The organism is Actinopolymorpha sp. B11F2 (assembly GCF_040195635.1).
Taxonomy (GTDB): domain Bacteria; phylum Actinomycetota; class Actinomycetes; order Propionibacteriales; family Actinopolymorphaceae; genus Thermasporomyces.
In genome coordinates this window covers 190,356-211,643 of record NZ_JBEFTX010000010.1, presented here as the reverse complement: position 1 = coordinate 211,643, position 21,288 = coordinate 190,356, and the positions used below count along the sequence as shown (strand labels likewise).

At 70.5% G+C, this 21,288-nt stretch carries 20 protein-coding genes; 10 read left to right on the top strand and 10 right to left on the bottom strand.

All coding sequences use genetic code 11. The features are described from left to right. Nucleotides 1-64: 64 nt before the first annotated feature. Together ABN034_RS19520 and ABN034_RS19515 are read right to left on the bottom strand one after the other, a co-directional pair. The gene (locus tag ABN034_RS19520) at nucleotides 65-1,132 is read right to left on the bottom strand and encodes a lactonase family protein (protein WP_349692422.1); all 1,068 of its coding nucleotides are present in this window, start codon (nucleotides 1,130-1,132) and stop codon (nucleotides 65-67) included. Between the two features lie 159 nt (nucleotides 1,133-1,291). Beyond that, complete coding sequence (locus tag ABN034_RS19515; protein ID WP_349692421.1) at nucleotides 1,292-1,909, bottom strand: class I SAM-dependent methyltransferase; 618 nt, start codon at nucleotides 1,907-1,909, stop codon at nucleotides 1,292-1,294. 47 nt (nucleotides 1,910-1,956) lie between these two features. Here ABN034_RS19515 and ABN034_RS19510 point away from each other — a divergent pair, with 47 nt between their 5' ends. The 3 genes from ABN034_RS19510 (at nucleotide 1,957) to ABN034_RS19500 (ending at nucleotide 5,413) form a co-directional block, all read left to right on the top strand. Then, a complete protein-coding gene (locus tag ABN034_RS19510; RefSeq protein WP_349692420.1) occupies nucleotides 1,957-2,409 on the top strand; it encodes a MerR family transcriptional regulator in 453 nt (150 codons plus the stop codon). Nucleotides 2,410-2,654: 245 nt separating this feature from the next. Beyond that, a complete protein-coding gene (locus ABN034_RS19505; protein WP_349692419.1) occupies nucleotides 2,655-3,446 on the top strand; it encodes a YcnI family copper-binding membrane protein in 792 nt (263 codons plus the stop codon). Further along, complete coding sequence (locus ABN034_RS19500) at nucleotides 3,443-5,413, top strand: copper resistance CopC/CopD family protein (protein ID WP_349692418.1); 1,971 nt, start codon at nucleotides 3,443-3,445, stop codon at nucleotides 5,411-5,413. Before ABN034_RS19505 ends, ABN034_RS19500 begins: the two co-directional genes overlap by 4 nt. 84 nt (nucleotides 5,414-5,497) lie before the next feature. On the opposite strand, the gene ABN034_RS19495 is transcribed toward ABN034_RS19500, so the two are convergent. Genes ABN034_RS19495 through ABN034_RS19485 form a run of 3 tightly spaced genes read right to left on the bottom strand, consistent with a single transcriptional unit; the run spans nucleotide 5,498 to nucleotide 8,781 of the window. Next, entirely contained in the window at nucleotides 5,498-6,631 is a 1,134-nt protein-coding gene (locus tag ABN034_RS19495; RefSeq protein WP_349692417.1) for an NAD(P)/FAD-dependent oxidoreductase, read from the bottom strand. 15 nt (nucleotides 6,632-6,646) lie between these two features. Next, complete coding sequence (locus tag ABN034_RS19490; protein WP_349692416.1) at nucleotides 6,647-7,183, bottom strand: methylated-DNA--[protein]-cysteine S-methyltransferase; 537 nt, start codon at nucleotides 7,181-7,183, stop codon at nucleotides 6,647-6,649. Continuing rightward, the gene (locus ABN034_RS19485) at nucleotides 7,180-8,781 is read right to left on the bottom strand and encodes an AlkA N-terminal domain-containing protein (RefSeq protein ID WP_349692415.1); all 1,602 of its coding nucleotides are present in this window, start codon (nucleotides 8,779-8,781) and stop codon (nucleotides 7,180-7,182) included. The genes ABN034_RS19490 and ABN034_RS19485 overlap by 4 nt, the downstream gene beginning before the upstream one ends. Nucleotides 8,782-9,059: 278 nt before the next feature. On the opposite strand from ABN034_RS19485, the gene ABN034_RS19480 reads away from it, so the two are divergent. Then, nucleotides 9,060-10,247 carry a lytic transglycosylase domain-containing protein gene (locus ABN034_RS19480; protein WP_349692414.1) on the top strand — a complete coding sequence of 396 codons (1,188 nt, stop codon included), beginning with the start codon at nucleotides 9,060-9,062 and terminating at the stop codon, nucleotides 10,245-10,247. Between the two features lie 200 nt (nucleotides 10,248-10,447). On the opposite strand, the gene ABN034_RS19475 is transcribed toward ABN034_RS19480, so the two are convergent. The 5 genes from ABN034_RS19475 to ABN034_RS19455 all read right to left on the bottom strand — a co-directional run bounded on the left by ABN034_RS19475 (nucleotide 10,448) and on the right by ABN034_RS19455 (nucleotide 15,695). Further along, the gene (locus tag ABN034_RS19475; protein ID WP_349692413.1) at nucleotides 10,448-11,344 is read right to left on the bottom strand and encodes a DUF6807 domain-containing protein; all 897 of its coding nucleotides are present in this window, start codon (nucleotides 11,342-11,344) and stop codon (nucleotides 10,448-10,450) included. Between the two features lie 174 nt (nucleotides 11,345-11,518). Next, nucleotides 11,519-12,592 carry a Gfo/Idh/MocA family protein gene (locus tag ABN034_RS19470; RefSeq protein WP_349692412.1) on the bottom strand — a complete coding sequence of 358 codons (1,074 nt, stop codon included), beginning with the start codon at nucleotides 12,590-12,592 and terminating at the stop codon, nucleotides 11,519-11,521. Between the two features lie 426 nt (nucleotides 12,593-13,018). Beyond that, nucleotides 13,019-13,879, bottom strand: a complete 861-nt coding sequence (locus ABN034_RS19465; protein WP_349692411.1) for an SDR family NAD(P)-dependent oxidoreductase — start codon at nucleotides 13,877-13,879, stop codon at nucleotides 13,019-13,021. Between the two features lie 240 nt (nucleotides 13,880-14,119). Beyond that, a complete protein-coding gene (locus ABN034_RS19460; protein WP_349692410.1) occupies nucleotides 14,120-14,302 on the bottom strand; it encodes a hypothetical protein in 183 nt (60 codons plus the stop codon). A gap of 409 nt (nucleotides 14,303-14,711) precedes the next feature. Then, nucleotides 14,712-15,695 (bottom strand): carbohydrate kinase family protein, encoded by a 984-nt coding sequence (locus ABN034_RS19455; protein ID WP_349692409.1) that lies wholly within the window; start codon nucleotides 15,693-15,695, stop codon nucleotides 14,712-14,714. Between the two features lie 151 nt (nucleotides 15,696-15,846). Between ABN034_RS19455 and ABN034_RS19450 the strand changes: the two genes are divergently transcribed. From ABN034_RS19450 to ABN034_RS19425, 6 genes are all read left to right on the top strand, one after another. Beyond that, nucleotides 15,847-16,563, top strand: coding sequence for a DUF4129 domain-containing protein (locus tag ABN034_RS19450; protein WP_349692408.1), 717 nt, complete (start codon nucleotides 15,847-15,849; stop codon nucleotides 16,561-16,563). Continuing rightward, nucleotides 16,560-17,099, top strand: a complete 540-nt coding sequence (locus ABN034_RS19445) for a hypothetical protein (protein WP_349692407.1) — start codon at nucleotides 16,560-16,562, stop codon at nucleotides 17,097-17,099. Before ABN034_RS19450 ends, ABN034_RS19445 begins: the two co-directional genes overlap by 4 nt. Then, entirely contained in the window at nucleotides 17,081-18,160 is a 1,080-nt protein-coding gene (locus tag ABN034_RS19440) for an AAA family ATPase (RefSeq protein ID WP_349692406.1), read from the top strand. The genes ABN034_RS19445 and ABN034_RS19440 overlap by 19 nt, the downstream gene beginning before the upstream one ends. Continuing rightward, nucleotides 18,157-19,539 carry a DUF58 domain-containing protein gene (locus tag ABN034_RS19435; protein ID WP_349692405.1) on the top strand — a complete coding sequence of 461 codons (1,383 nt, stop codon included), beginning with the start codon at nucleotides 18,157-18,159 and terminating at the stop codon, nucleotides 19,537-19,539. Before ABN034_RS19440 ends, ABN034_RS19435 begins: the two co-directional genes overlap by 4 nt. Then, nucleotides 19,536-20,114 carry a hypothetical protein gene (locus tag ABN034_RS19430; RefSeq protein WP_349692404.1) on the top strand — a complete coding sequence of 193 codons (579 nt, stop codon included), beginning with the start codon at nucleotides 19,536-19,538 and terminating at the stop codon, nucleotides 20,112-20,114. Before ABN034_RS19435 ends, ABN034_RS19430 begins: the two co-directional genes overlap by 4 nt. A 66-nt stretch (nucleotides 20,115-20,180) precedes the next feature. Further along, nucleotides 20,181-21,209 (top strand): aspartate-semialdehyde dehydrogenase, encoded by a 1,029-nt coding sequence (locus ABN034_RS19425; RefSeq protein WP_349692403.1) that lies wholly within the window; start codon nucleotides 20,181-20,183, stop codon nucleotides 21,207-21,209. Nucleotides 21,210-21,288 lie beyond the last annotated feature (79 nt).

Below are 21,288 nucleotides of genomic sequence, written 5' to 3'. Positions count from 1 at the left end.
CGCTGTGGGAAGAGCCCGGGAAAGAGCCTGGTGGGCCCCGTCCGTGGTGGACGGGTCTGGCGTGCTAGCTCGGCGCGGGGAGGATGCAGCCGGGGCTGGGCACGGCCAGCACGTCGTCGGCCTGCTTCGGTACGCCGGTCACCGGGTCGAGGGCGAAGTGCGTGACCTCGTGTGAGCGCTCGTTCGCGACGTAGAGATGTCCACCGAACACGGCCAGGTGCCGCGGCCACGCCCCACCTGTGGGGACGTCGGCGACCGGCCGCACACTCGCGCCCGACACCTCCAGGGTGCCGATGACATCGAGGCCGCGGTTCGCCACGTAGAGATGGCGGCCGTCGTCACTGATCGCGATCTCCGACGGGTAGTTGTCGGCTGGGGCGCGCTGCACGGTCGACGGCGCGACGCCCCGGCCCTCCAGCGTTCCGGTCCGCGGATCGAGCGCGTAGGTCGTCACCGTGGAGTCGAGTTCGCCGGCGACGTGCACCATCCCGTCCGGTGCGAAGGCGAGGTGGCGGGGTCCGGCACCCGGCGCCGTCTTCGCGACCGGACCTGGGGTGAGCGTGCCGGTGTCGAGGTCGAGTGCGTACGTGAGGACGGCGTCGATGCCGAGGTCGGCGACAAGGACCTGGTGACCGCTCGGATCGATGCGTACCTGATGCGCGTGGGGTCCTTCCTGGCGGTCGGGGTTCGGACCCGAGCCGGCATGCTGGATCAGATCGGTGCGGTCGCCCACCGACCCGTCGGGCAGGATCTGGTGCACGGAGACGTGCCCGCTGCCGTAGTTCGCGGTCAGCAGGTAGCGGCCGGACGGATGAACTGTGAGGTGACACGCCCCCCTGCCGCCGGTCGGCTGGGTGGTGCCGACCTCGGTCAGCTCGCCCGACGCGCTGACGGCGTAGGCGACGACCGACGCGGCGGCGGTTTCGTTGATGGCATAGAGATAGCTGCCACTCGGATGCCAGGCGAGGAAAGCCGGCGAGGCTGTCTCGGCCACGAGCCCGACGAGTTCGAGCGCACCTGACCGGCGATCCTGCTCGGCCAGACTGATACCGGCGCCGTCGCCTCCGGCTCCCACCGTGAACGAACCGATGTAGACCCTGCGATGGTCAGTGGCCGTGCCGCTGCTCGCCATTGGCTCCTCCGTCTGGTTGCGCTCGCACGTCTCGCCCGCAGCCATCCTGGCCGTTCCGCGCGCCAGGCTTCTGGTCCTACCGGCTGAGTGAGGAGCATGTCAGGGACTGCTCGCCGCATGGTAGGGGGTGTCTGATCGATCGTGATCCATCCGACACCCCTAGCGGGATCTGAAGATGTCGAGGTTCTTCGACTGGCGGCGCGTGACCTGCGAGAAGAGTTTCTCGAGGCCTTGCTCGATCCGGTCCAGCTTGTCCTTCGGAAGGCGCAGGGACCGGGCGATCCGGGAGGGGTCCGTCCCTCCGTGCCAGGCGATCACCACCGTGCCGCCGGGGCGTACCACGCGGTGGAACTCCTGTAGACCGGCCTCGAGGTTAGGCCAGATCGCGACGTTGTTGACCGACACGACGTGATCGACGCTCTGGTCCGGGAGCGCGGTCCGTTCCGCGGTCCCCACGCGCAGGTCGACCCGGCCCTCCCGGGCCGCGGTGCGGTTGACCCTGGTCGCAACGTCCCGCATGTCGGGTGAGGGATCGATCCCCTGGATGAGGGAGGCGTCCGTACGCTCGACAAGCAACCGGACCAGTCCGCCGGGACCGTACCCGACCTCGAGCACCCGATCACCGGGCCGCACCTCGAGGATGTCGAGAACGACGTGCTGCGGGTTGGTCCAGAGCATGATCCGCCCGGCCAAGCGTCCCCTGATGCCGCTGGGCCTGGCGAACGGAGAGGTGACCGGTCGGTCCATGGCCCACGAACGTGCGAGTTCTGTCTCCATGGCGGTCAGACTGGCGCTTCAACCCGACTTGAAGTCAAATGGGCTGCGTGGATCTCCTGCCCATCGGTGAGGCCGCCAAAAGCCTCGGGATGAACGCGTCGGCGCTGCGCTACTACGACGAGAAGGGGCTCGTCCGGCCAGCGGCGCGCCAAGGCGGCCGGCGGATGTACGGTTCCGAGGAGTTGCGTCGGCTCGCGTTCATCCAGATCATGCAGCGGCTGGGGGTGAGCCTGGACGCCGCCTCAGCTGTCCTCGATGAGCCGAGTGATCACTGGCGCGAGGTCGTCCGTGAGCAGATCGAGGTGCTCGAGCACCTCATCGCCCAGGCCAGAGGAGCTCAGCATTTCCTTGAGCACGCCGCGAAATGTCCGGCAGAGCACCCGGTTCGTGAGTGTCCCTACATGATCGAGGCCCTTGACCGGCGGCTCGCCGGAGTACCCCTCGAAGAGCTCGCCGCGGAGCACGGTCAGCCGGCGCCTGACGGATACCGCAGGCGTTAAGCCGCTCGCACCGCTGTGAGCGCGATGAGGTGACCGGATCGTAACGGTCGAGTAGTACCACTCGGCGCCGTTCGTAACATCCGCCTGGCTTTCTACCACGGTGACCGTATTTTTCCCATCAATGAGCTTGCTCCGGCTCGTGGCGAAATGCGACCACTCCGCTCCGCGTCGAAGAAGGGAAGCCCATGGGTGCGTCGTCGAGTTCGTCGTCTGGGGATGGCCGAACCCGAATCCAGCGGGCTTGCGTGCTCGCCGCGGTCGCCGGTGTCGTCATGATCCCGGGGCCCGCGCTTGCGCACGTCACCGTCAATCCGGACACGGTTGAGGCGGGCGGTTACGCCAAGCTCGCCTTCCGCGTCCCGAACGAACGCGACGACGCGTCCACCACGCGGGTCGAGGTGGTCTTTCCACAGGACAACCCGCTGGGCCACGCGTCGGTCAAGCCGGTGCCCGGCTGGACATCGACGGTCACCATGAAGAAGCTCGCCGAGCCGATCATGTCCGGTGACAGCGAGATCACCGAAGTCGTGTCGTCCATCGTGTGGAAGGGCGGCACGATCGGGGCCGGCGAGTTCCAGGAGTTCGAGGTGTCGGCCGGCCGGCTGCCGGAGGGCGAGGCGGCGCTCGCGTTCAAGGCACTGCAGACGTACTCGAGCGGAGAGGTGGTCCGCTGGATCGAACTCCCGGGCGCGGATGGCGCGGAGCCCGAGAATCCGGCACCGATGTTGACGGTCGCACCACCCGAAGCGGCGAACGCGGGCGCCGGCGCCGCCGAGTCGCCGACCGACGCGGCGGAGGATGCGGCGGCGGAGGATGCACCGGCACAGGATGCGGCCGGCGGAGAGCCCGCTGGTCAGGCCGAGGCCGTCGCCGCGCAGGATCCGGGCGCCCGTTGGCTGGCCGGTGCGGGACTGGCCGCCGGCCTGCTGGCATTGGGCGTCGCGATCCTGCGCCGCCGTCCGACCGGTGCCGCCCCGCAGACATCGACGACTGAGGCTGCGGCCGCCACCGAGGAGCCGGCGAAGGCGCGGCGGTGAGTCGTCGTCGGCTGATCCGACGTTGTGCCACGGTCGTGGCGGCCGTGGTGACCACCTGGCTCGCTCTGCTCGTCGGAGCGGGCCAGGCGTGGGCCCACGCCGACCTGGTGGCGACCCAGCCCGCCAATGGACAGCGCCTCGCGACCGCGCCGCACGAGGTGAGGTTGACGTTCACCGAGCCGGTCGACCTCGGGCTCGGCGCGGTGAAGGTCCTGGACTCTGCCGGCAGGTCGGTGAGAACGGGTGTCCTGGCGCACCCTCCGGGCGACGCCACCACGGTCGCCGTGCCGATCCGCGGCTCGCTTCGAGCCGGCGTCTACACGGTCACCTGGCAGGTGACGTCGTCCGACTCGCATCACGTGCGGGGTGCCTTCGCGTTCACCGTCGGCGAGCCGTCCGCCGTGGCGAGGCCGGACCAGGCGGACGCGAACGCGGGTACCGGGACGGGTGCAGGCAGGGGGTCGGCGGCGGCCGAAGCCGCCGCGCCAGGTGACCATGCGTACTCCCTGATCGGCGTGTTGTCGGGGGTGGGGCGCGCGTTGGCGTTCGCCGGCCTGGCGTTGTGCGTCGGCACCGCGTACTTCGTGGCGGTCTGTTGGCCTGCTGGCACGCGTGATCCGCGCGCGCTCCGGCTGCTCCGGTACGGCGGGATCGGGCTCGCGGGCGCGACTGTCGCCGCACTGCTCTTCTACGGTCCGTACGTCGCGGGACTGCCGGTCGGTGCGATCGCCAGACCGTCGCTGTTGGCCGAGACGTTGCAGACGCGGCTCGGCGCCGCCCTCGTGGTGCGGCTGTTGCTGCTCGCTGTGCTCGCGGTCGGGGGATGGCTGCTGCTCCGCCGGCTCGCGCGTCGCGGCAGTGACCAGACGGACGACCGCCGGACGCGAACCCTGCGGGGCGCGGGCGTCATCGCGGGCGCCGCCGCTCTCGCCGCGACGTGGAGCGCGGCCAACCACAGCGCCGCGGGTGTCCAGGTGCCCGTCGCGATCGTCGCCGACGTGGTCCACCTCGTGGCGATGGCGGTCTGGCTCGGCGGACTTGTCGCGCTGGGTGTGGTGCTGCTGCCCGGCCGGGGGGTCGACGGCGTGCGCACCGCCGTACGACGGTTCTCGGCGACGGCCATGGCCTGTGTCGCGGCGCTCGCCGCCACGGGTCTCTACCAGGCATGGCGCCAGGTCGGCAGTGTCGCCGCGCTCACCGGCACCGACTACGGCGGCGTCCTCCTGATCAAGGTGGCGCTCGTCCTCGTCATCCTGGTCCTCGCGTTCGGTGCGAGGTCGTGGGTACGTCGGCACGAGCGCCCGGCTGTCGCCCCGATCGCCCACTCGTCGACCCGCCGGCGGGGAGCGCCGGACCCTGCGAACAGCGAGGTCGCGAGGTTGCGTCGATCCGTGGTGGGAGAGGCCGGCGTCGCCGGCATGGTCCTGATCCTGACGGCGGTGCTCGTCAACACCGAGACCGGCCGCACCGCGCTGGCGAAGGAGGACAGCGCACGGACCGATGCGGCAGGTGCGACCGCGCTTGCAGGGGGCGGTGCGCGTGGAGCGACAGGTGGGCAGGACGGAACCGGTGGCGCGGCGGAACCTGGAGCGACGCCGACCATGCCGACGGTGCCGACCATGCCGACGGTGCCTGGAATGGCGACCATTCCCTACGACACCGGCGGACCCGGCGGACAGGGCACGATCCAACTCGTCGTCCAGCCTCCGAAGGTCGGGGTGACGACGATGCACCTGGCCACCGTCGGCGAGGACGGCCGGCCGGTGGACCCGGTCGAGATCAGCGCCGCCGCGAAGCTCACCGAACCCGATGTGGGGCCGATCAACCTGACGGTCGCGAAGGCATCGCAGGGGCACTACATCTCCCTGCCGATATTTCCCCTTGCTGGACAGTGGACGATCACGGTGACGATTCGTACGTCCGACGTGGACCAGGTGACGGTGACGGCTCCGGTCGACATCGGCTGAGGATCTCCCGGCGCGACTTCTCGGGCTCGCTGGCGCTCAGGTTCGCCGACGCTCAGGTTCGCCGACGCGCAGTTTCGTCGGCGTTCAGGGCCGGTCGATCCGGAACGGCGTGAGGTCGAGCGGCGAGGGTTCATCGAGTGCGAGCGCCGCGGCGATCCGTCCGGAGTACGGTCCGGCGGTGAGGCCGGTGGCCCCCATCCCCGTCGCGACGACCAGTCCGTCGACACCGGGTACCCTTCCCAGGAAGGGGATCTCGTCGTCGCTGCGCGGCCGGAACCCGACCCGGGACTCCAGCAGGGTGGCGTCGGCGAGCCCGGGTGCGACGGTGAGCGCGTCGTCGAGGACCTCGCGGATGCCGCCGGCCGTGAGCCGGTAGTCGAACCCGGAGCCCGTCTCTCTGGTGGCGCCGCAGACGATCCGCCCACCCGGAAACGCCAGCAGGTAGTGCGCTCCGAGCGGTTGCACGATGGGCCACGCGGACGTGTCGACACCGGCGAGCTGGAGGTGGACGATCTGTCCCTTCTGCGGCGTCAAGGCAAGCTTGACACCGAACGGACGGAGCAGTTCCGGTGTCCAGGCGCCGGCCGCGACGATGACCGCGTCCGCTGGGACCAGGTCGCCTGCGGAGCCGCGGCCGGTGAGGCGTACGCCGGTGATCCGGCCGGTGTCGTCCACGGCGAGCTGGGCAGAACCGGACCTGCGCGTCATGCCACGTCGGGCCGCCGCCCGGACCAGCGCGTCACGCATCACCCGACCGTCCACCCGCCCACCACCGGAGACGTGGACGCCGGAATAGTCCTCCCGCAACGGCGGAAAGTACCGGCGTACGTCAGCGGGGTCGACGCGGGTGACCTCGCCGACCGCCGGCGCCTCGGCCGCTCGTCGGGTGGCGAGTGCATGCGCGTCCGCCAACGCGGCGTCGTCGGTGGAGACGAACAGCCCGCCCACCTTCGCGTAGCTGGGCTTGGTCTCGCCGTCGTCGCCGAGGGCTTCGATCAGCTCGGGATAGTACGCAGCACCCGCCGCGTGCAACTGGTAGGCGTCGACGTAGCGCTTGGCCGACGAGAGCCACGGGCAGATGATGCCCGCACCCGCGTCGGTGGCGCGGCCCGGATCCCCACGGTCGACAAGGACGACGTCGACGTCGCGACCCCGCCGGGCGAGGTGATAGGCGACACTCGTGCCGACGATCCCCGACCCGACCACGACGATCCGCATGGTGTCCTTGGCCCGTCAGCCGAAGTCGCGCTGAAGTTGGACAGTGGCCTCGAGTTGGAGCAGGGTGCGCTTGCGGTCCATGCCGCCACCGTAGCCGACCAGCGTGCCGTTGGCTCCGACAACGCGATGGCAGGGCAGGACGATCGGCAGCGGGTTCTGCCCGTTCGCCGCACCGACTGCCCGGAACGCCGTCGGCGAGCCGATCCGCCGCGCCAGCTCGGCGTAGGACCAGGTCTCGGCGTACGGGATCTCGGCGAGCATCGACCAGACCTGTTGCTGGAAAGGCGTACCGCCGGTGTGCAGGGGAAGGTCGAAGTCGGTGCGTTCTCCGGCGAAGTACTCGTTCAGTTGGGTGATCGCCGCCCGCAGCACGTCGCTGTCGTCAACGTTGGCAGGGCTGGCAGAGTTGGCAGGGCCGGTGGCGTCAACCTCGCCTTGCGCTGCGGGTGCGTTGTCGACGAAGCGGATCGAGGTGAGTGTCTCGGGCCCTGCCCGGAGTTCGAGCGGGCCGATCGGCGAGTCCATGGTGCAGGTGTGCTGGATGGTGGTCATGCGGCCCGTCCTCGAGGGTTGCTGTGCTCGGGTTGCCGGTGTCCGCCGGGGGGTTCCCGGGGATGTGCATGTGCGGTCCAGAGATACTGTGCGGCGTAGCTGCGCAGCGGGCGCCAGCGTTCGGCGAGTGCGGCGATCGTGGCCGGATGGTCGGCGACTCCGAGGTCGACGAGCGCGCGACGGATGCCGAGATCCGTTCCAGGGAAGGCGTCCGGGTCGCCGAGGCCGCGCAGTGCGATGTATGAGGCCGTCCACGGCCCGATGCCCGGAACGTCGAGCAGGGCGCGTTCGGTCTCGCCCCCGTCCGCGCCGGGCTCGAGGTTCACCTTCCCGTCGGCGACGGCGGCCGCGAGCGCGGTGAGTGTCCTCGCCCGGGACTTCGGCATAGGCAGGCCGGTGGCGTCCGCGAGCGCATCGGCGGCGGGGAACGTATGCGTGATCGATCCGGCAGGCATGGCGAGTGGTTTGGCGTACGCCGCCACGAGTCGACCGGTGACGGTCCGCGCCGCCGCGACGGAGACCTGCTGTCCCACCACCGCGCGTACGGCCGTCTCGAACGGGTCGACACTGCCGGGCACCCGGAGGCCGGGCCATTCGCGCACGAGAGGTCCGAGCAGCGGGTCGCGGCCCAGCACGTCGCTCACGCCGGCGGGGTCGGCGTCGAGATGAAGAAGCCGGCGGCACCGCGCGGCGGCGACACCGAGGTCGCGCAGGTCATCCAACCGCAGCGCGCACTGGATGAATCCCTCGCGTGGCGTCAGCTCCACGATCGCGGCACCGTGGTGGAGACGCACGGCACGGCGGTAGGCCGGCTCGCTGATCCCTGCCGCGGCCTCAGCCTCGCGCGCGGGACGACGCCTCCCGGGAGCCGGCTGCTGTGCGGGTTCGCCCGCCTCTTCCAGTCCGGGCACCATGCGGTCGGCGAGATAGCGCCACATGGCGTCCACGTCGTACGGAGGACGATAGGGAAGGCGCAGCACGACGGCGCCGTTCGTCGGTGTCTGTTCCCGCGAGGCGCGTCTCACCTCGCTGGGGGACGCCGCGAAGACCGCGCGGATCGTGTCGTTGAACTGGCGTACGCTGCCGAACCCCGCCGCGAACGCCACGTCTGTGATCGGCAACGTCGTCGTCTCGAGGAGGAGCCGGGCGGTGTGCGCACGGCGGGCGCGGGCGAGGGCGAGCGAGCCGGCACCGAGTTCGGCGATGAGCAGCCGGCTGAGGTGCCGGGTCGTGTAGCCGAGCCGCGCGGCGAGCCCGGCAACGCCGTCGCGCTCGACGACGCCGTCGTTCACCAGTCGCATCGCCCGACCAGCCACGTCCGCGCGGACGTCCCACTCGGGAGAACCCGGCACCGCGTCCGGGCGGCAGCGGCGGCAGGCCCGCAGCCCGAACTCCTGCGCGGCGGCGGCGGTCGGGAAGAAACGGGTGTTGCGACGTTTGGGCGTCATGGCGGGGCAGCTCGGCCGGCAGTAGATGCCGGTCGTCGTCACGCCGACATAGATCCAGCCGTCGAAACGCGGGTCGCGCGACTCGACTGCGCGGTAGCACTGCTCGCAGGAGGGCATCACGTTGTCGAGCGTGCCACCGCCCACCGACATCGGCTAGCGGGTATCGGACATGGTCGCCGACGACTCCTCGTTGCGTACGATCTCACGCTTGCCCGAAATGAGATGTGCATGGGTCGTTTACAGCTGTTAGCCGCATATGGTCGGCTCTGGAAACGTGATCTTCCTACGTTCGGTTGAGGCGGTCGACCTGGACCGGGCCGAGGGACGGTGCCGACGCGGCGTGGCTAAGGCGTCGCGACCACCGGCATCGGGATGACTTGGGGGTGCCGATGAGGCGATCGGCGACAGCGCGATGGAGTCTCGCCGCAGTGGCGGCCATCATGGCGTCCGTCCTGCCCGTCGTGGTGGATCAGGAGTATCTCCTGCTCACCACCGATCCGACCGACCTGGCCGCGGCCGACAACGGCCGGCGTGCGGAGCCCGCTCCCGACGGCGTACCCACCGAATGGTGGCGGTTCGGCTGGTGGGTGCGGTCAGGACCGGAGCGCGCGCGTCCGACGCCATCACCGGAACCGAAGGTCGCGGGCCCGGCCGCCACCTCCGGCCGTACGAAGGAAGACGCCGAACCGGTGGCGGCCGCGTCCGGCGGTCGGCTCGGCGTGCCCGCCACCGTGCTGTCCGCGTACCGGAGGGCGGCCGCCCGGGTTCGGGTGCTCGACCCGGCCTGCCGGCTGTCGTGGGAGATGCTGGCGGGCATCGGCAAGATCGAGTCGGGTCATGCCGGGGGTGGCCACGTCACCTCGCGTGGTGACACCGTCCGACCCATCCTCGGTCCGCGGCTCGACGGCTCGCGTTATGCGGCGATCTCCGACACCGACGGCGGCCGGCTAGACGGCGACACCCAGTGGGACCGCGCGGTCGGGCCGATGCAGTTCATTCCCAGCTCGTGGGAGCATTTCGCCGCCGACGGCAACGCCGACGGGACGAAGAACCCGCACAACGTCTTCGACGCGGCACTCGCCTCCGGTCTGTACCTGTGCGTGGGGCAAGGCGACCTCAGCCGCTCGGGGGACCTGCGCGAAGCGCTCTACCGTTACAACCATTCGACGTCGTACGTCCAGAGCGTGTACGCCTGGATCCTTGCCTACCGCCAGGGCGGGGCGACCGCGACGGCGGCCGACGTCTCCCAGGTCCGTGCTGTCGGTGGCGGAGGGGATCCGTCGTCGCCCGGACGGCGGTCGCCGGAGCCCACTGCGTCGCCTCGGCCGACCGGGCAACCGAATCCGGGGGAGCCGGGGCCTGGAGGGCCCGCGCCCGGAGAACCTGCGCCAGGAGAACCCGCGCCAGGAGATCCCGGGGAACCTGGGCCGGAAGATCCGGGTCCCGGTCCGTCACCGGGTCCCGGTCCGTCACCGGATCCCACGCCGGCGCCCGGCCCCACTCCGTCGCCGTCGCCGTGGTGCCCGGTGGAGTCCCTGCCGGTGTGCGTGGCACTGCCGCCGCTCGACCTCGGCCTCGATCTCGATGGCGAGGGATCGGCCCAACCGGACCAGTGAGCCCAGCCCGACCAGTGAGCCCAGCCGACCAGTGAGCCCAGCCCGACCAGTGAGATGAACGGCGCTCTCCTCCAGTCGGGGCTTGGATGAGGGCGCCGTTCATCCAACAGGTTCGTGACAGGGGCCCCTCATCCGCTCCGCGGTTGTATGGGGTCCCCTCATCTCCTCCGCAGTTTGCATGAGGGGTGCCCTCACTCCAGTTACGGCAGCGTGCTGAGGACCGACTCGACCTGTTCGGCGTCCCAGGGGGCGCCCGCGACCACGACCGTGTACCGCAACGTCATCGTGGCCCCGTCGGCCAGGTCGTGAACCTCGTCGAAGAACGGGGCCGGGCACACGCAGGCGTACGGATCGTCGCGGACGAACCACTTGGTCGGATGCGAGACGTTGCCGTTCTCGTCGCGGAACACCACCGTCGACGTCGCGTCGATCTCGTCGTGCCTGCCGACGTAGGCCAACCAGCGCGCCCGCTCACCCATCATCGCCGGGCCGCCTGGGCCGTCGGAGGAGAGAACCGTTCCCTTGTTGAAGGATCGCGGTCCGCGCCAGAAGAGTCCTGCGTAGCCGGCGTTCGGACGCCCTTCCGTGGTTGGACTACCGAACCCGATCGACTCGCCGCGACAGTTGGTCAACGCGGTGGTGAACGACAGCACCCAGGCGTCGGTGTCGGCCAGGACCGAGAAGCGCAGTTGCCGGAGTTCGGTCAGCCAGATCTCGCCACTTTGGGTGATCCACGTCAGCCGTTCGTCGACGCGCGCGATGCCGCCGTCGACGTCGACAGTGTCGAATCCCTGGTGTGCCTGGGCTCCGTTGTTGGGCAGGCCCACGTACCCCTTGTCTCGGACGAACGTCGGCCCGCCCCAGAAGTTCTCCGGCCCGACGTTGGGCAGCGCCAGCGAGATCCCCTTGTGCCACACGTGATCGTGCGGGCGGTAGAGCGAGACGAGCTTGCCGTCGAGCGTACGCAGTGGATGCAGGTAAGGCCGCGGCGACTCGACCTGGGCGACGTCGGAGTGGTAGACGTACCGGCACAGCTCCACGTCGCCGGCAGTCACCGTCAAGGCACTGTTGACATCGGCGATGGCCAGCTCGCTCATGCTGGTCTCCTTTCGCATGACCACTGCGGTGCCTCACTCCGGCACACCTCGTACCTCGGCGTACCTCCGTGGGGGCTCCTCGCGCTCATGCCGTGCCCCCTTTGCATGACCGCTGCGGTGCCTCACTCCGGCACACCTCGTACCTCGGCGTACCTCCGTGGGGGCTCCTCGCGCTCATGGGTGGGACCTTCCGTCCAGCTGGTGGTAGAACGGGTTGTCGGGTGTGAGATCGCTTCGGCTCACCCGCCGGCCGGTGAACGACGAGGCGTAGATCCCGGTGACGATCTCGACCGTACGCCGGAGCCCGGCACCGGTCGTGGCGGGCCGCTTGCCGGCCTGGAGGCTGGTCAGGATCTCGCCGAGCTGCGCCTGGTGCGAGCTCCGCACGTCCTCTCCTGCCGGTGGCCACGGCGGTGGGTCCTCCTCCATTCCCTTTACCGGCGTGTAGGTCCACGAGTCGACGGCGTGGCTGTAGAGGTGGCTCACCTCGAGTGTGCCGCGTACGAAGTCAAAGCGCAGGTAGCTCTCCTCGCGCGGTGACAAGATGCTGTTGACAAGCGTCGCGACCGCGCCGTTGGCGAACGTCATGTAGCCGACAGACACGTCCTCGGTGTCGACCTTGCGGGCCAACCGCGGCGCGTGCGCGGAGATCTCGGACCACTCGCCGAGCATGTGCCCGAGCAGGTCGAGCTGGTGGATGCCGTGACCCATCGTCGGGCCGCCGCCCTCGGTGTCCCAACGGCCGCGCCATTCGACCTCGTAGTAGGCATCGCCGCGGTACCACAACGTGTTGCACACCGCGACGAGCGGCCGGCCGAGGCGGTCCTCCTGGACGAGCTTGTACGCGGCTTCGGCGGCGGTCCCGAACCGGTGCTGGAAAATGCCGACGAAGTGGCCGGCGCTGCTCTTCTCGGCCTCGGCGATCCGGTCGAACTCGGCGAGTGAGATGCACGGCGGCTTCTCGCAGACGACCGACGTCCCGGCGTCGAGCACCTGGATCGCGTCGGGGGCGTGGGCGCCAGGCGGTGTGCACAGGTGCACCATGTCAAGCTGCTCCTGCGCGAGCATGTCGGCGAGGCTGGGGTACTTCCCCGGGACCGACCACTCCTCGGCGAACTTCTCCAACCGCGTCGCGTCGACATCGGTCGCGGCCACGAGGTCCACCTGGTCCGGGTAGGCCTTGAGTGCCCGTGCGTGGGCCCGGGCGATTCCGCCTGTTCCGACGATCGCAGCCCGCAGTCGTTCCATCGGCCCTCCTGGGAATGCGCTTTCCGTGTGCCAGCGTTCCGCGTGTGAGCATATGAACGCGGCGCGCGGAAGCAAAGTTGTACGTACGGAGTGGAACGCTCACGCTACCCCGCGGGCGCCCGGTAGGTCACGCCGCTGGCCCGGTACGGACACCCGCCGCAACTTTCGCCGACCGACGCTCCGCCCCTCCCGTGATCATGATCGTGATCGTGAAGGATTCGCGGATCGATAGCCCCGTTTCCCTTCCTGGCCCGGATCCACTTCATGATCCATGCGATGGGGCTTCCAAACTCCCGTGATCATGAAGGCGAACGGAACGCTGAAGCTGAAGAGGGCTATACATCCGGAAAACCATCATGATCACGATCATGATCACGGGGTGGAGCCGTTCGCGGAGCGGAGCGTCGCCCTGCGGTGGGTCCGGTGTCAGCCCTGGGGGAGAACGACCGGTACGCCAGAGAGCAGCCCGCCGTCGACCCGGTGCGAGGCCCCGGTGATGAACGACGCCCGGTCGCTCGCGAGGAACGCCACCAGCTCGGCCACCTCGGCGGGCCGCGCGACCCGACCGAGTGGGTGGCTGCGGCCCCACTCCTCGACCAGTTCGTCGACGCTGCGTTCACCGCGGTAGAGATCGGCGGCCCACCGCAGCATCGGCGTGTCGACCGAGCCGGGGCACACGGTGTTGACGCGGATCTTGTCCTTCGCGTGGTCGATCGCCATCGCCGTCGTGAGCCCGACGATGCCGGCCTTGGACGCGGCGTACGCGGCGACCCGATCCTGCGCGACGAACGCCTGGACCGACGAGACGTTGACGATCGACCCGCCGCCGCGGGCGCGCAGGTGCGGGACGGCGAATCGGGCGGTGAGATACATCGCCTTGAGGTTGACCGCGAGGACCTCGTCCCAGAGTTCCTCGGAGGTCTCCTCGACGGTGCCGTAGCGCTGGATACCGGCCGAGTTGACCAGGATGTCGATCCCGCCGTGGGTGTTGGCGGCGTCGTCGACGAACCGGCCTACGTCAGCTGAGCTGGTGACGTCGGCGACGACTCCGGTCACCGCCGGCTTCCCGCCACCGGCACCTGCGCCACCGCCACCTGCGCCTCTGCCACTGTCACTGCTGTCCGTGGCACTGGCGCGGACCTCCGTCTCGGTCGCGCGTACCTGGTCTGCGACGTTCCCGCAGAAGACCACCGTGGCGCCCCCGGCGACCAGGCGTTCGACGACGGCCCTGCCGATGCCGGACCCGCCTCCAGCGACGAGCGCGACCTTGCCGTTGAGCTCGCCCATGGGCACCCCTTCCGCGTGGCTACCGAGCGACAGTAGGCGATGCGTACCGGAGAACGCGCCCGAACGGGCGGGGTGTGGACGAGCTCGACCGGACCCGGCCGGACACCGGTGTCCGCTGACGCGAGCTGGCAACGGCCGTGGCAGGAGATCCTCGGCTGCTCACGATCGGGTGGGAGCGGTGGCCGGGTACGCCGAGCCCGTGTCGCCCGCCGCGATGAGCTCTCGAGGGCACCAAAAATCTCAGTGGTCGTCGTCGTCCCAGGGATGGAACGCGCGGTCGGTGGTGTGGTCCCAGTCGAGTCCGCCCCTGGTGCTTCTCACCGATCCGACGATCATAGAAATGATCATGATGCTGATGGCTCCGGCGGCGAAGATCGCCACAAGAATCTTCCAGTCCATGGCCTCTCCCCGATCGCCGGCCATCGTTGGGGTGATGAAATCCCCACAGTTCGTACGCCGCTCGGCGGCCCGAGATCCCGGCACACGCCGGACGATCAATGGGCATCGCACGTTGTGGAATATGAGCTCTGCCCGAAGGGCGGAGCACGCCCAATGTGTTCGTGATGTGCGATCCAGGATGCCAGCGATCAGCCCGATTGTGCAGCGAGTTGTGAAAATGAAGCGGAACGAAACGTTTCTCGCGTCCAGTCAGCTCATTTTCGTGCCTGACCAGCAGAAACCCGGCCGGATCACGCGGCTGCGCCCAGGCGGTAAAACGTAGATACACCTAAGTTACGTAATGCATATGAACAATTACTGTTAGACAGTAATTGTTGCCGCGAGTATGTCGCGCGACCATTTGCCAGTCCCCGACCCTCGTCCTCACGCGGCGTCATGTGCCGCTGGCGCTCTCTGTCGCGTTGGCCAGTTCGCTGGCCGTCAGCGGGTCGGCTCCCGGCCGGGTACAGGTCAGTGCCGCCGCGGTACAGGCCCGGCGGAGCACGTCGGGAAGGGCGCCACGCACAGCTGAGTCGTCCGGCCCTGGTTCGGGTGTACGAACCTGAGCCGTACGCAGACGCGACAGCAGGTCGCGGTCGGCGAGCCCGCTCAGTAGCGCGGCGCTGAACGCGTCGCCCGCCCCCACCGTGTCGACGACCTGGACGCGAGGGGCAGATACCTCCACCAGCTCGCCTCCCGCAGCCAGCGCGAGGGCACCCTCGGCGCCCAGGGTCAGGACGACGAGCGACGGTCCGAGGCCGCACCAGTGGCGGACCACATCGACCATCGGCTCACCCGGATAGAGCCATCCGAGGTCTTCCGCGCTGGCCTTGACGACATGGGCGTACGACACCTGCCGCTCGATCCGGCGCCGTGACGCGTCCCGGTCAGGCGCCAACTGCGGTCGAACGTTGGGGTCGAGACTGATCGTGACGGCACCGCGTTCACGTTCACGGCGGAGGTACTCCTCGAGCACGGCCGCGCCCGGATCGATGGCCAGGGCGAGAGACCCGGTGTGGAGGGCTACCACGTCCTGGGGCAGAGGGGACGGCAGCTCGGTGGTCGTCCACTGCCAGTCGGCCGTGCCCTCGACGTAGAACTCGTACGCCGCCGACCCGCTCGGGTCGAGAGTCGCGATGGCGAGGGTCGTCGGCTCGGTGGCGGGCACGGCATGGCGGAGCGAAACGCCGTTGGTGCGCAGATGCTCGCGAAGGCGGGCGCCGAACGAGTCGCCGGAGATCCGGCAGAGGAGGTCGCAGGGTTGGCCGAGCCGGGCGAGCCCGACGGCGACGTTGGCCGGACTGCCGCCCGGCGTCGCCTGGAACACTGCGCCGTCGCCTACGAGGTCGATCAACGCCTCGCCGATGACTGTGATCACAGGTCGTGTCCTCCCAGCCAAGCCGATGTGCGCGGACCCCGCCGCCTTGGTGGTGCCGCGACGACATTCATAGCAGCGTGGCGCCCCAACACGTTCATGGTCACGATCATGATCACCAGGAGAGTCCCTGAGGTCTTAGGGTGTCGGGGTGATGGAGGTCGACCGGACGCTACGACGGGCGGGTCCTGTTGTCGTCGTGCTCGGGCTTCTCGCCCTGATCACGACGATCGCCCTCGTCTCCGGACCCGGCGCCACCCGGCTGCCGACCCCGGCGCGCACGGCCGGCACGCCGGCCGCCCCACCGCCACCACCGCCCGCACCCGAGATCTCGTCGAGCGCCAGCCCGACGGGGGCACCCGCGGCCGCCGACGTACCCGCCTGGGTGGGCACCATCCTGCTGGTCGTGCTCGCGCTCGTCACCGTCGCGCTGCTGGCAGGCGTCGTGTACCTGTTCCGTCGGTACGTACGCATCAAGATCGGTCCGAGGCGGCCGCGTCCGGTCCTGGAGACGGAGTCCGAACCCGTGCCGGCGGCCGAAGAGCTGCACGCTGCCGTGGCCGCGGGCATCGAGGAGTTGGCCGACGACTCCGCCGACCCGCGCCGCGCGGTGATCGGCTGCTGGCTACGTCTGGAGGCAGCCGCCGCCGCTGCCGGAACCGAACGCGAGCCGCACGACACCCCCGCCGACCTGGTGGGGCGGGTACTCACCGCCCACGAGGTCAGTCCGGAACCGCTGCGCGTGCTGGTCGAGCTCTACCGGCAGGCACGGTACGCACCAGACGCCGTTGACGAGACGATGCGCGACACGGCACGGGCCACCCTGACCCAGCTCCGGACCGACCTCGGCCGCCCGGCGGTCACGTCGTGACGCCCCGCCGAACCGTCCGCCAGGCACTGGTGGCGCTCGGACTGTCGGCCGCCGTCGCGGGGGTCCTCTACGCGGCGAGCGGGGCGGTGTTCGGCTGGGAGGTTCCGTACCTCCTCTATTTCGTCGTGATCCTCGCGGTCGTCGCCGGCCGCCAGATCGCGGCCGCCGTCGCCACCCCACCGGTCCTGGAGTCACCGATCCGGGAGGACACCGAGGTCCGGGCGTACGGCGTCCTCGACCGGCCGTTCGCCGAAGTCCGCCGGTGGGAGGATCGGCTCGAGCTGATCCACGGCGATCCCGCGTACTTCCGGCGTACCGTCCTGCCGGAGATCACCGCGGTGGTCGACGAGCGGCTGCGCACCGCGCACGGCATCAGCCGCGCTCGTGATCCCGAGCGCGCGCAGGAGCTCCTGGGTCCGCGGCTGTGGGAGTTCCTGGAGACCGGAAGTGTGGGGCAGCGCGCCCGGGCACCGTCGCCCGCCGAGCTGACGCTCATCGTGAAGGAGATGGAGGACCTGTGGCTGCGACAGCACTGACGATTCCCGAGGTCAGCCAGAAGTGCCACCAGGTCCTGGACGCGGTGGGCGAGGTGATGGTCGGCAAGCGCGACGCGCTGGCGCTCGTCCTCGGCGGCGTCCTGGCCGGTGGCCACATCCTGCTGGAGGACCTACCCGGGCTCGGCAAGACGTTGACCGCGCGGTCGCTGGCGCAGGCGTTGGGCGTGGAGTTCCGGCGGATCCAGTTCACCCCCGACCTGCTGCCGGCGGACGTGACCGGGTCGCTGCTGTACGACCAACGCAGCCACGACTTCACGTTCCGCCAGGGCCCGGTCTTCACCAACCTGCTGCTGGCGGACGAGGTAAACCGGACCCCACCGAAGACGCAGGCGGCACTGCTCGAGGCGATGCAGGAGAAGCAGGTGTCGGTCGAGGGCACGACCTATCCGCTACCGTCGCCGTTCCACGTCCTCGCGACCGCCAACCCGATCGAGTACGAAGGGACCTACCCGCTGCCGGAGGCCCAGCTGGACAGGTTCCTGCTGCGGGTGTCGTTCGGCTATCCCGACGCAGGCGAGGAGTTCGACGTGCTGCGCCGCCGGATGGCCCGCCGGCGTGAGGAGGCGGTCGTCCCACCCGTGGTCGACGGCCCCACGCTGCTCGCCATGCAGGCCGCGCTGGAAGACGTCGTGGTCGAGGACTCGCTGAACCACTATCTGATCGAGATCGTCCGGGCGACCCGCGCCGACGAGCGCGTGCTGGTCGGCGCTTCGCCGCGTGGATCGCTCGCGTTGCTGCTGCTGGCCCGGGCGAAGGCTGTGCTGGACGGGCGTTCGTTCGTCGTACCCGAAGACATCAAGGAGCTCGCGGCTCCCGCGCTGGCGCACCGGATCACGCTGCGCCCGGAGATGTGGCTGCAACGGATCGAGCCCGAACGCGTCGTACAGGACGCCGTCGCGGCGGTGGCGGCGCCGGCGAGCGGTGCGCTTCCGACGTACTCCGCCCAGGACGATCCTGCCGCCCAGGACGGCGGGTCCGCCGAGAGTGCGGGTGCCGCCAAGGGCACGGCGTCGGCCAAGGGCACGGCGTCGCAACGATGACCACGACCGGAGGCACGCCCTCCCCGCCTGCGGTGTCCGGGCCACCCGACTGGACGCCGACACCAGCACTGGGGCGGGCCGTGGTCCTGACGCTGGTCCTCCTCGTGGCCGCGGTCGTCACCGGCCGCGCGGACCTGGCCGTCCTGGCGGCACCGTTCGGGCTCGGCACGGCGGTGGCCCTGCGCTACCGGCCCCGGCGACCGCCTCAGCCGGCGCTCGCGACCAGGCAGGCGCACGTCGTCGAGGGCAACGAGCTCGGCATCGACATCGGGATCGGCAACGACGACGAGTCGGCGTACGACCTGGTGGTCATTCGGCGGGAGGTCACGGCCTGGCTGGCCGACCATGACGCCGGCCGGCCACTCGCGGTGACCGTCGGAGGTGAGCGACGCGCCAAGGTCACCGTGCGAGGTGAGGTCGCGCGGTGGGGGAGGCACACGTTCGCGCCCGTGCAGGTCCAGGCGGTCAGCGGCGACGGGCTGCTCGTGAGCCGTTCGATGACCTCGCCGGCGTTGGCGCTGAAGGTGTTCCCGCGGACCGATCCGTTCGATGCCGACGACGCGATGCCGAACGCCGCCGGCCTGGTGGGCGCCCACCGGTCCCGCCGGTACGGGGACGGCGGCGAGCTGGCCGGCATCCGACGCTTCGCACCCGGCGACCGACTCCGGCGGATCGACTGGCGCGCCTCGCTGCGTACCCGCGAACTCCACGTCGCGCAGACCCTCTCCGACCGCGACGCCGAGCTGGTGCTGGTCCTCGACGTGCTCCATGAGGCGGGCGTGTCCTCGGCGGGGGCCAGCGGACAGAGGTCCGCTCGTGGCGCGATGAACGCGGGCGTGGACGGAACCGCCAGCGTGATCGACACCACCGTCCGCGCCGCCGCCGGGATCGCCCAGCACTACGTCGGCCGCGGCGACCGGGTGCGGTTCCTGGAGTACGGCGGACGCAACCGGGCGCTGCGCGCGGGCACCGGACGCCGGCACTACCTGATGGCACTGGAATGGTTGCTCGGCGTCCAGTCCGGCGAGGGGCCGCACGACCCCACCGAGGGGATCTTCCGCCGGCACGTACTCCCGACCGCGGCACTGCTCATCGTGCTCACCCCGTTCCTCGACCGGCGCAGCGTCGCGGCCGTGGCCCGGCTGGCACGGAGCGGGCGGTCGGTGGTCGCGGTCGACACCCTTCCGTCGTACGCACGACCGGCGGCGGGGCGGCCCGGTCCGTGGTCCGACGCCGCGTTCCGGATGTGGCGGCTCGAACGCCAGAACACCCTCGCCCAACTCCTCGAGCACGGCGTCCCCACGGTGACCTGGGCAGGGGCCGGCAGCCTCGACCAGGTCCTGCGGGACGTCTCGCGGATCGCGGCGGCGCCCCGATGACCATCGTCACGCAGGTACGCGACTCGGTGGCGGCCGGTGTCGGGGCCACCCGGCGGGTGACGCTCGGCGGGCTGGCACTGCGGCTGCTCGGGTGGGTCGCCGGTGCCGGTGCCCTGCTGCTCGCCATGCCCGGGCGTGCCTACACCCTCGCGCCCGCGCTGGTCGTCGTCGTAGCTGTCGTCGTACCGCTTGTGACGGTGGTGCTGCCCGGGCGGTGGCCGGTGCTGGCGCTGGAGCTTCTGGCGGTGGGCGGGTGGGTGGCGGGGACGGCCACGTCCGAGGCTCGGGTGGCGTTCCTCCCGGTGCTGGCGCTGGCGGCGGCGCTCTATGTGCACCACAGCGCGAGCGGGTTCGCCGCGGCGGTGCCGCTGAACGTCCGGTTCCTCCCTGGAGTCGTACGCCGATGGCTCGTACGTACCGGTGCGGTGCTCGGTGTGACGGCGCTCATTGCCGCGGTGGCGGTGCCGCTCGGCGCCCGGGTGGAGGACGCCTCGACGGTGGTGGTTCCCGCGCTGGGCGTCCTGCTGGCGATCGTCGTGGCGGGACTGCTTGCGTACGCCGTCCGCGACCGATGAGCGGGCCGGGCCTGTCGCCCGGAATCAGGTCGCCCCGCGCGGGCGGCGTCTCGTAGCCTGGCGCTCATGCGGATCGGAGTAGTCGGCGCCACCGGCCAGGTCGGCGCGGTCATGCGGCAGTTGCTGACGGATCGGGCGTTCCCGGCCGAACAGGTGAGGTTCTTCGCGTCGGCGAGGTCGGTGGGACGCACCTTGCCGTGGCACGGCACAGACATACCCGTCGAAGACGCCGAGACTGCCGACTTCGCCGGCCTCGACCTGGCGCTGTTCTCGGCGGGCGCCGGCACGTCCCGCACGGTCGCGCCGCGCATGGCCGCCGCGGGTGCCGTGGTGATCGACAATTCCTCGGCCTGGCGGATGGATCCCGCGGTGCCTCTCGTGGTGTCCGAGGTCAATCCGCACGCACTCGACTCGATCCCGAAGGGGATCGTCGCCAACCCGAACTGCACGACGATGGCCGCGATGCCGGTTCTCGCACCACTGCACCGCGAGGCCGGCCTGCGGCGACTCGTGGTCAGCACGTACCAGGCCGTCTCGGGCTCCGGTGGCGCCGGTGTCCGTGAGCTGGACGAGCAGCTCGCCAAGGCCGGGGGCTCGGCGGCAGCCCTCACCCTCGACGGCGACGCCGTGGAGTTCCCGGAGCCGAGCGTGTTCCCGACCACTGTGGCGTACAACGTGCACCCACTGGCTGGCGCGCTGGTCGATGACGGCACCCTCGAGACCGTCGAGGAGCAGAAGCTCCGTACCGAAAGTCGCAAGATCCTCGAGATTCCCGACCTTGCCGTGTCGGGCACCTGCGTACGCGTCCCCGTCTTCACCGGGCACTCGTTGTCGATCAACGCCGAGTTCGACCGTGAGCTCTCGCCGGAGCGCGCCGTCGAGCTTCTCGCCGACGCTCCCGGGGTCGAGGTGACCGACCTGCCGACGCCGCTGCTGGCCGCCGGCAAGGACCCGTCCTATGTCGGGCGGGTACGCAGGGACCCCGGTGTCGCACACGGTCTGGCGTTGTTCGTGTCGGGCGACAACCTCCGCAAGGGCGCGGCGCTCAACGCGGTCCAGATCGCCGAGCTGCTGGCCGCGCGCCGCGTCATCTGACCCGGCCCTCGTGCCCTCCCGGCCGAGGGCGGGTGAGCGGGCCCCGCTCCCCTCGCACGGGTGCGTCACAATGGCGGGC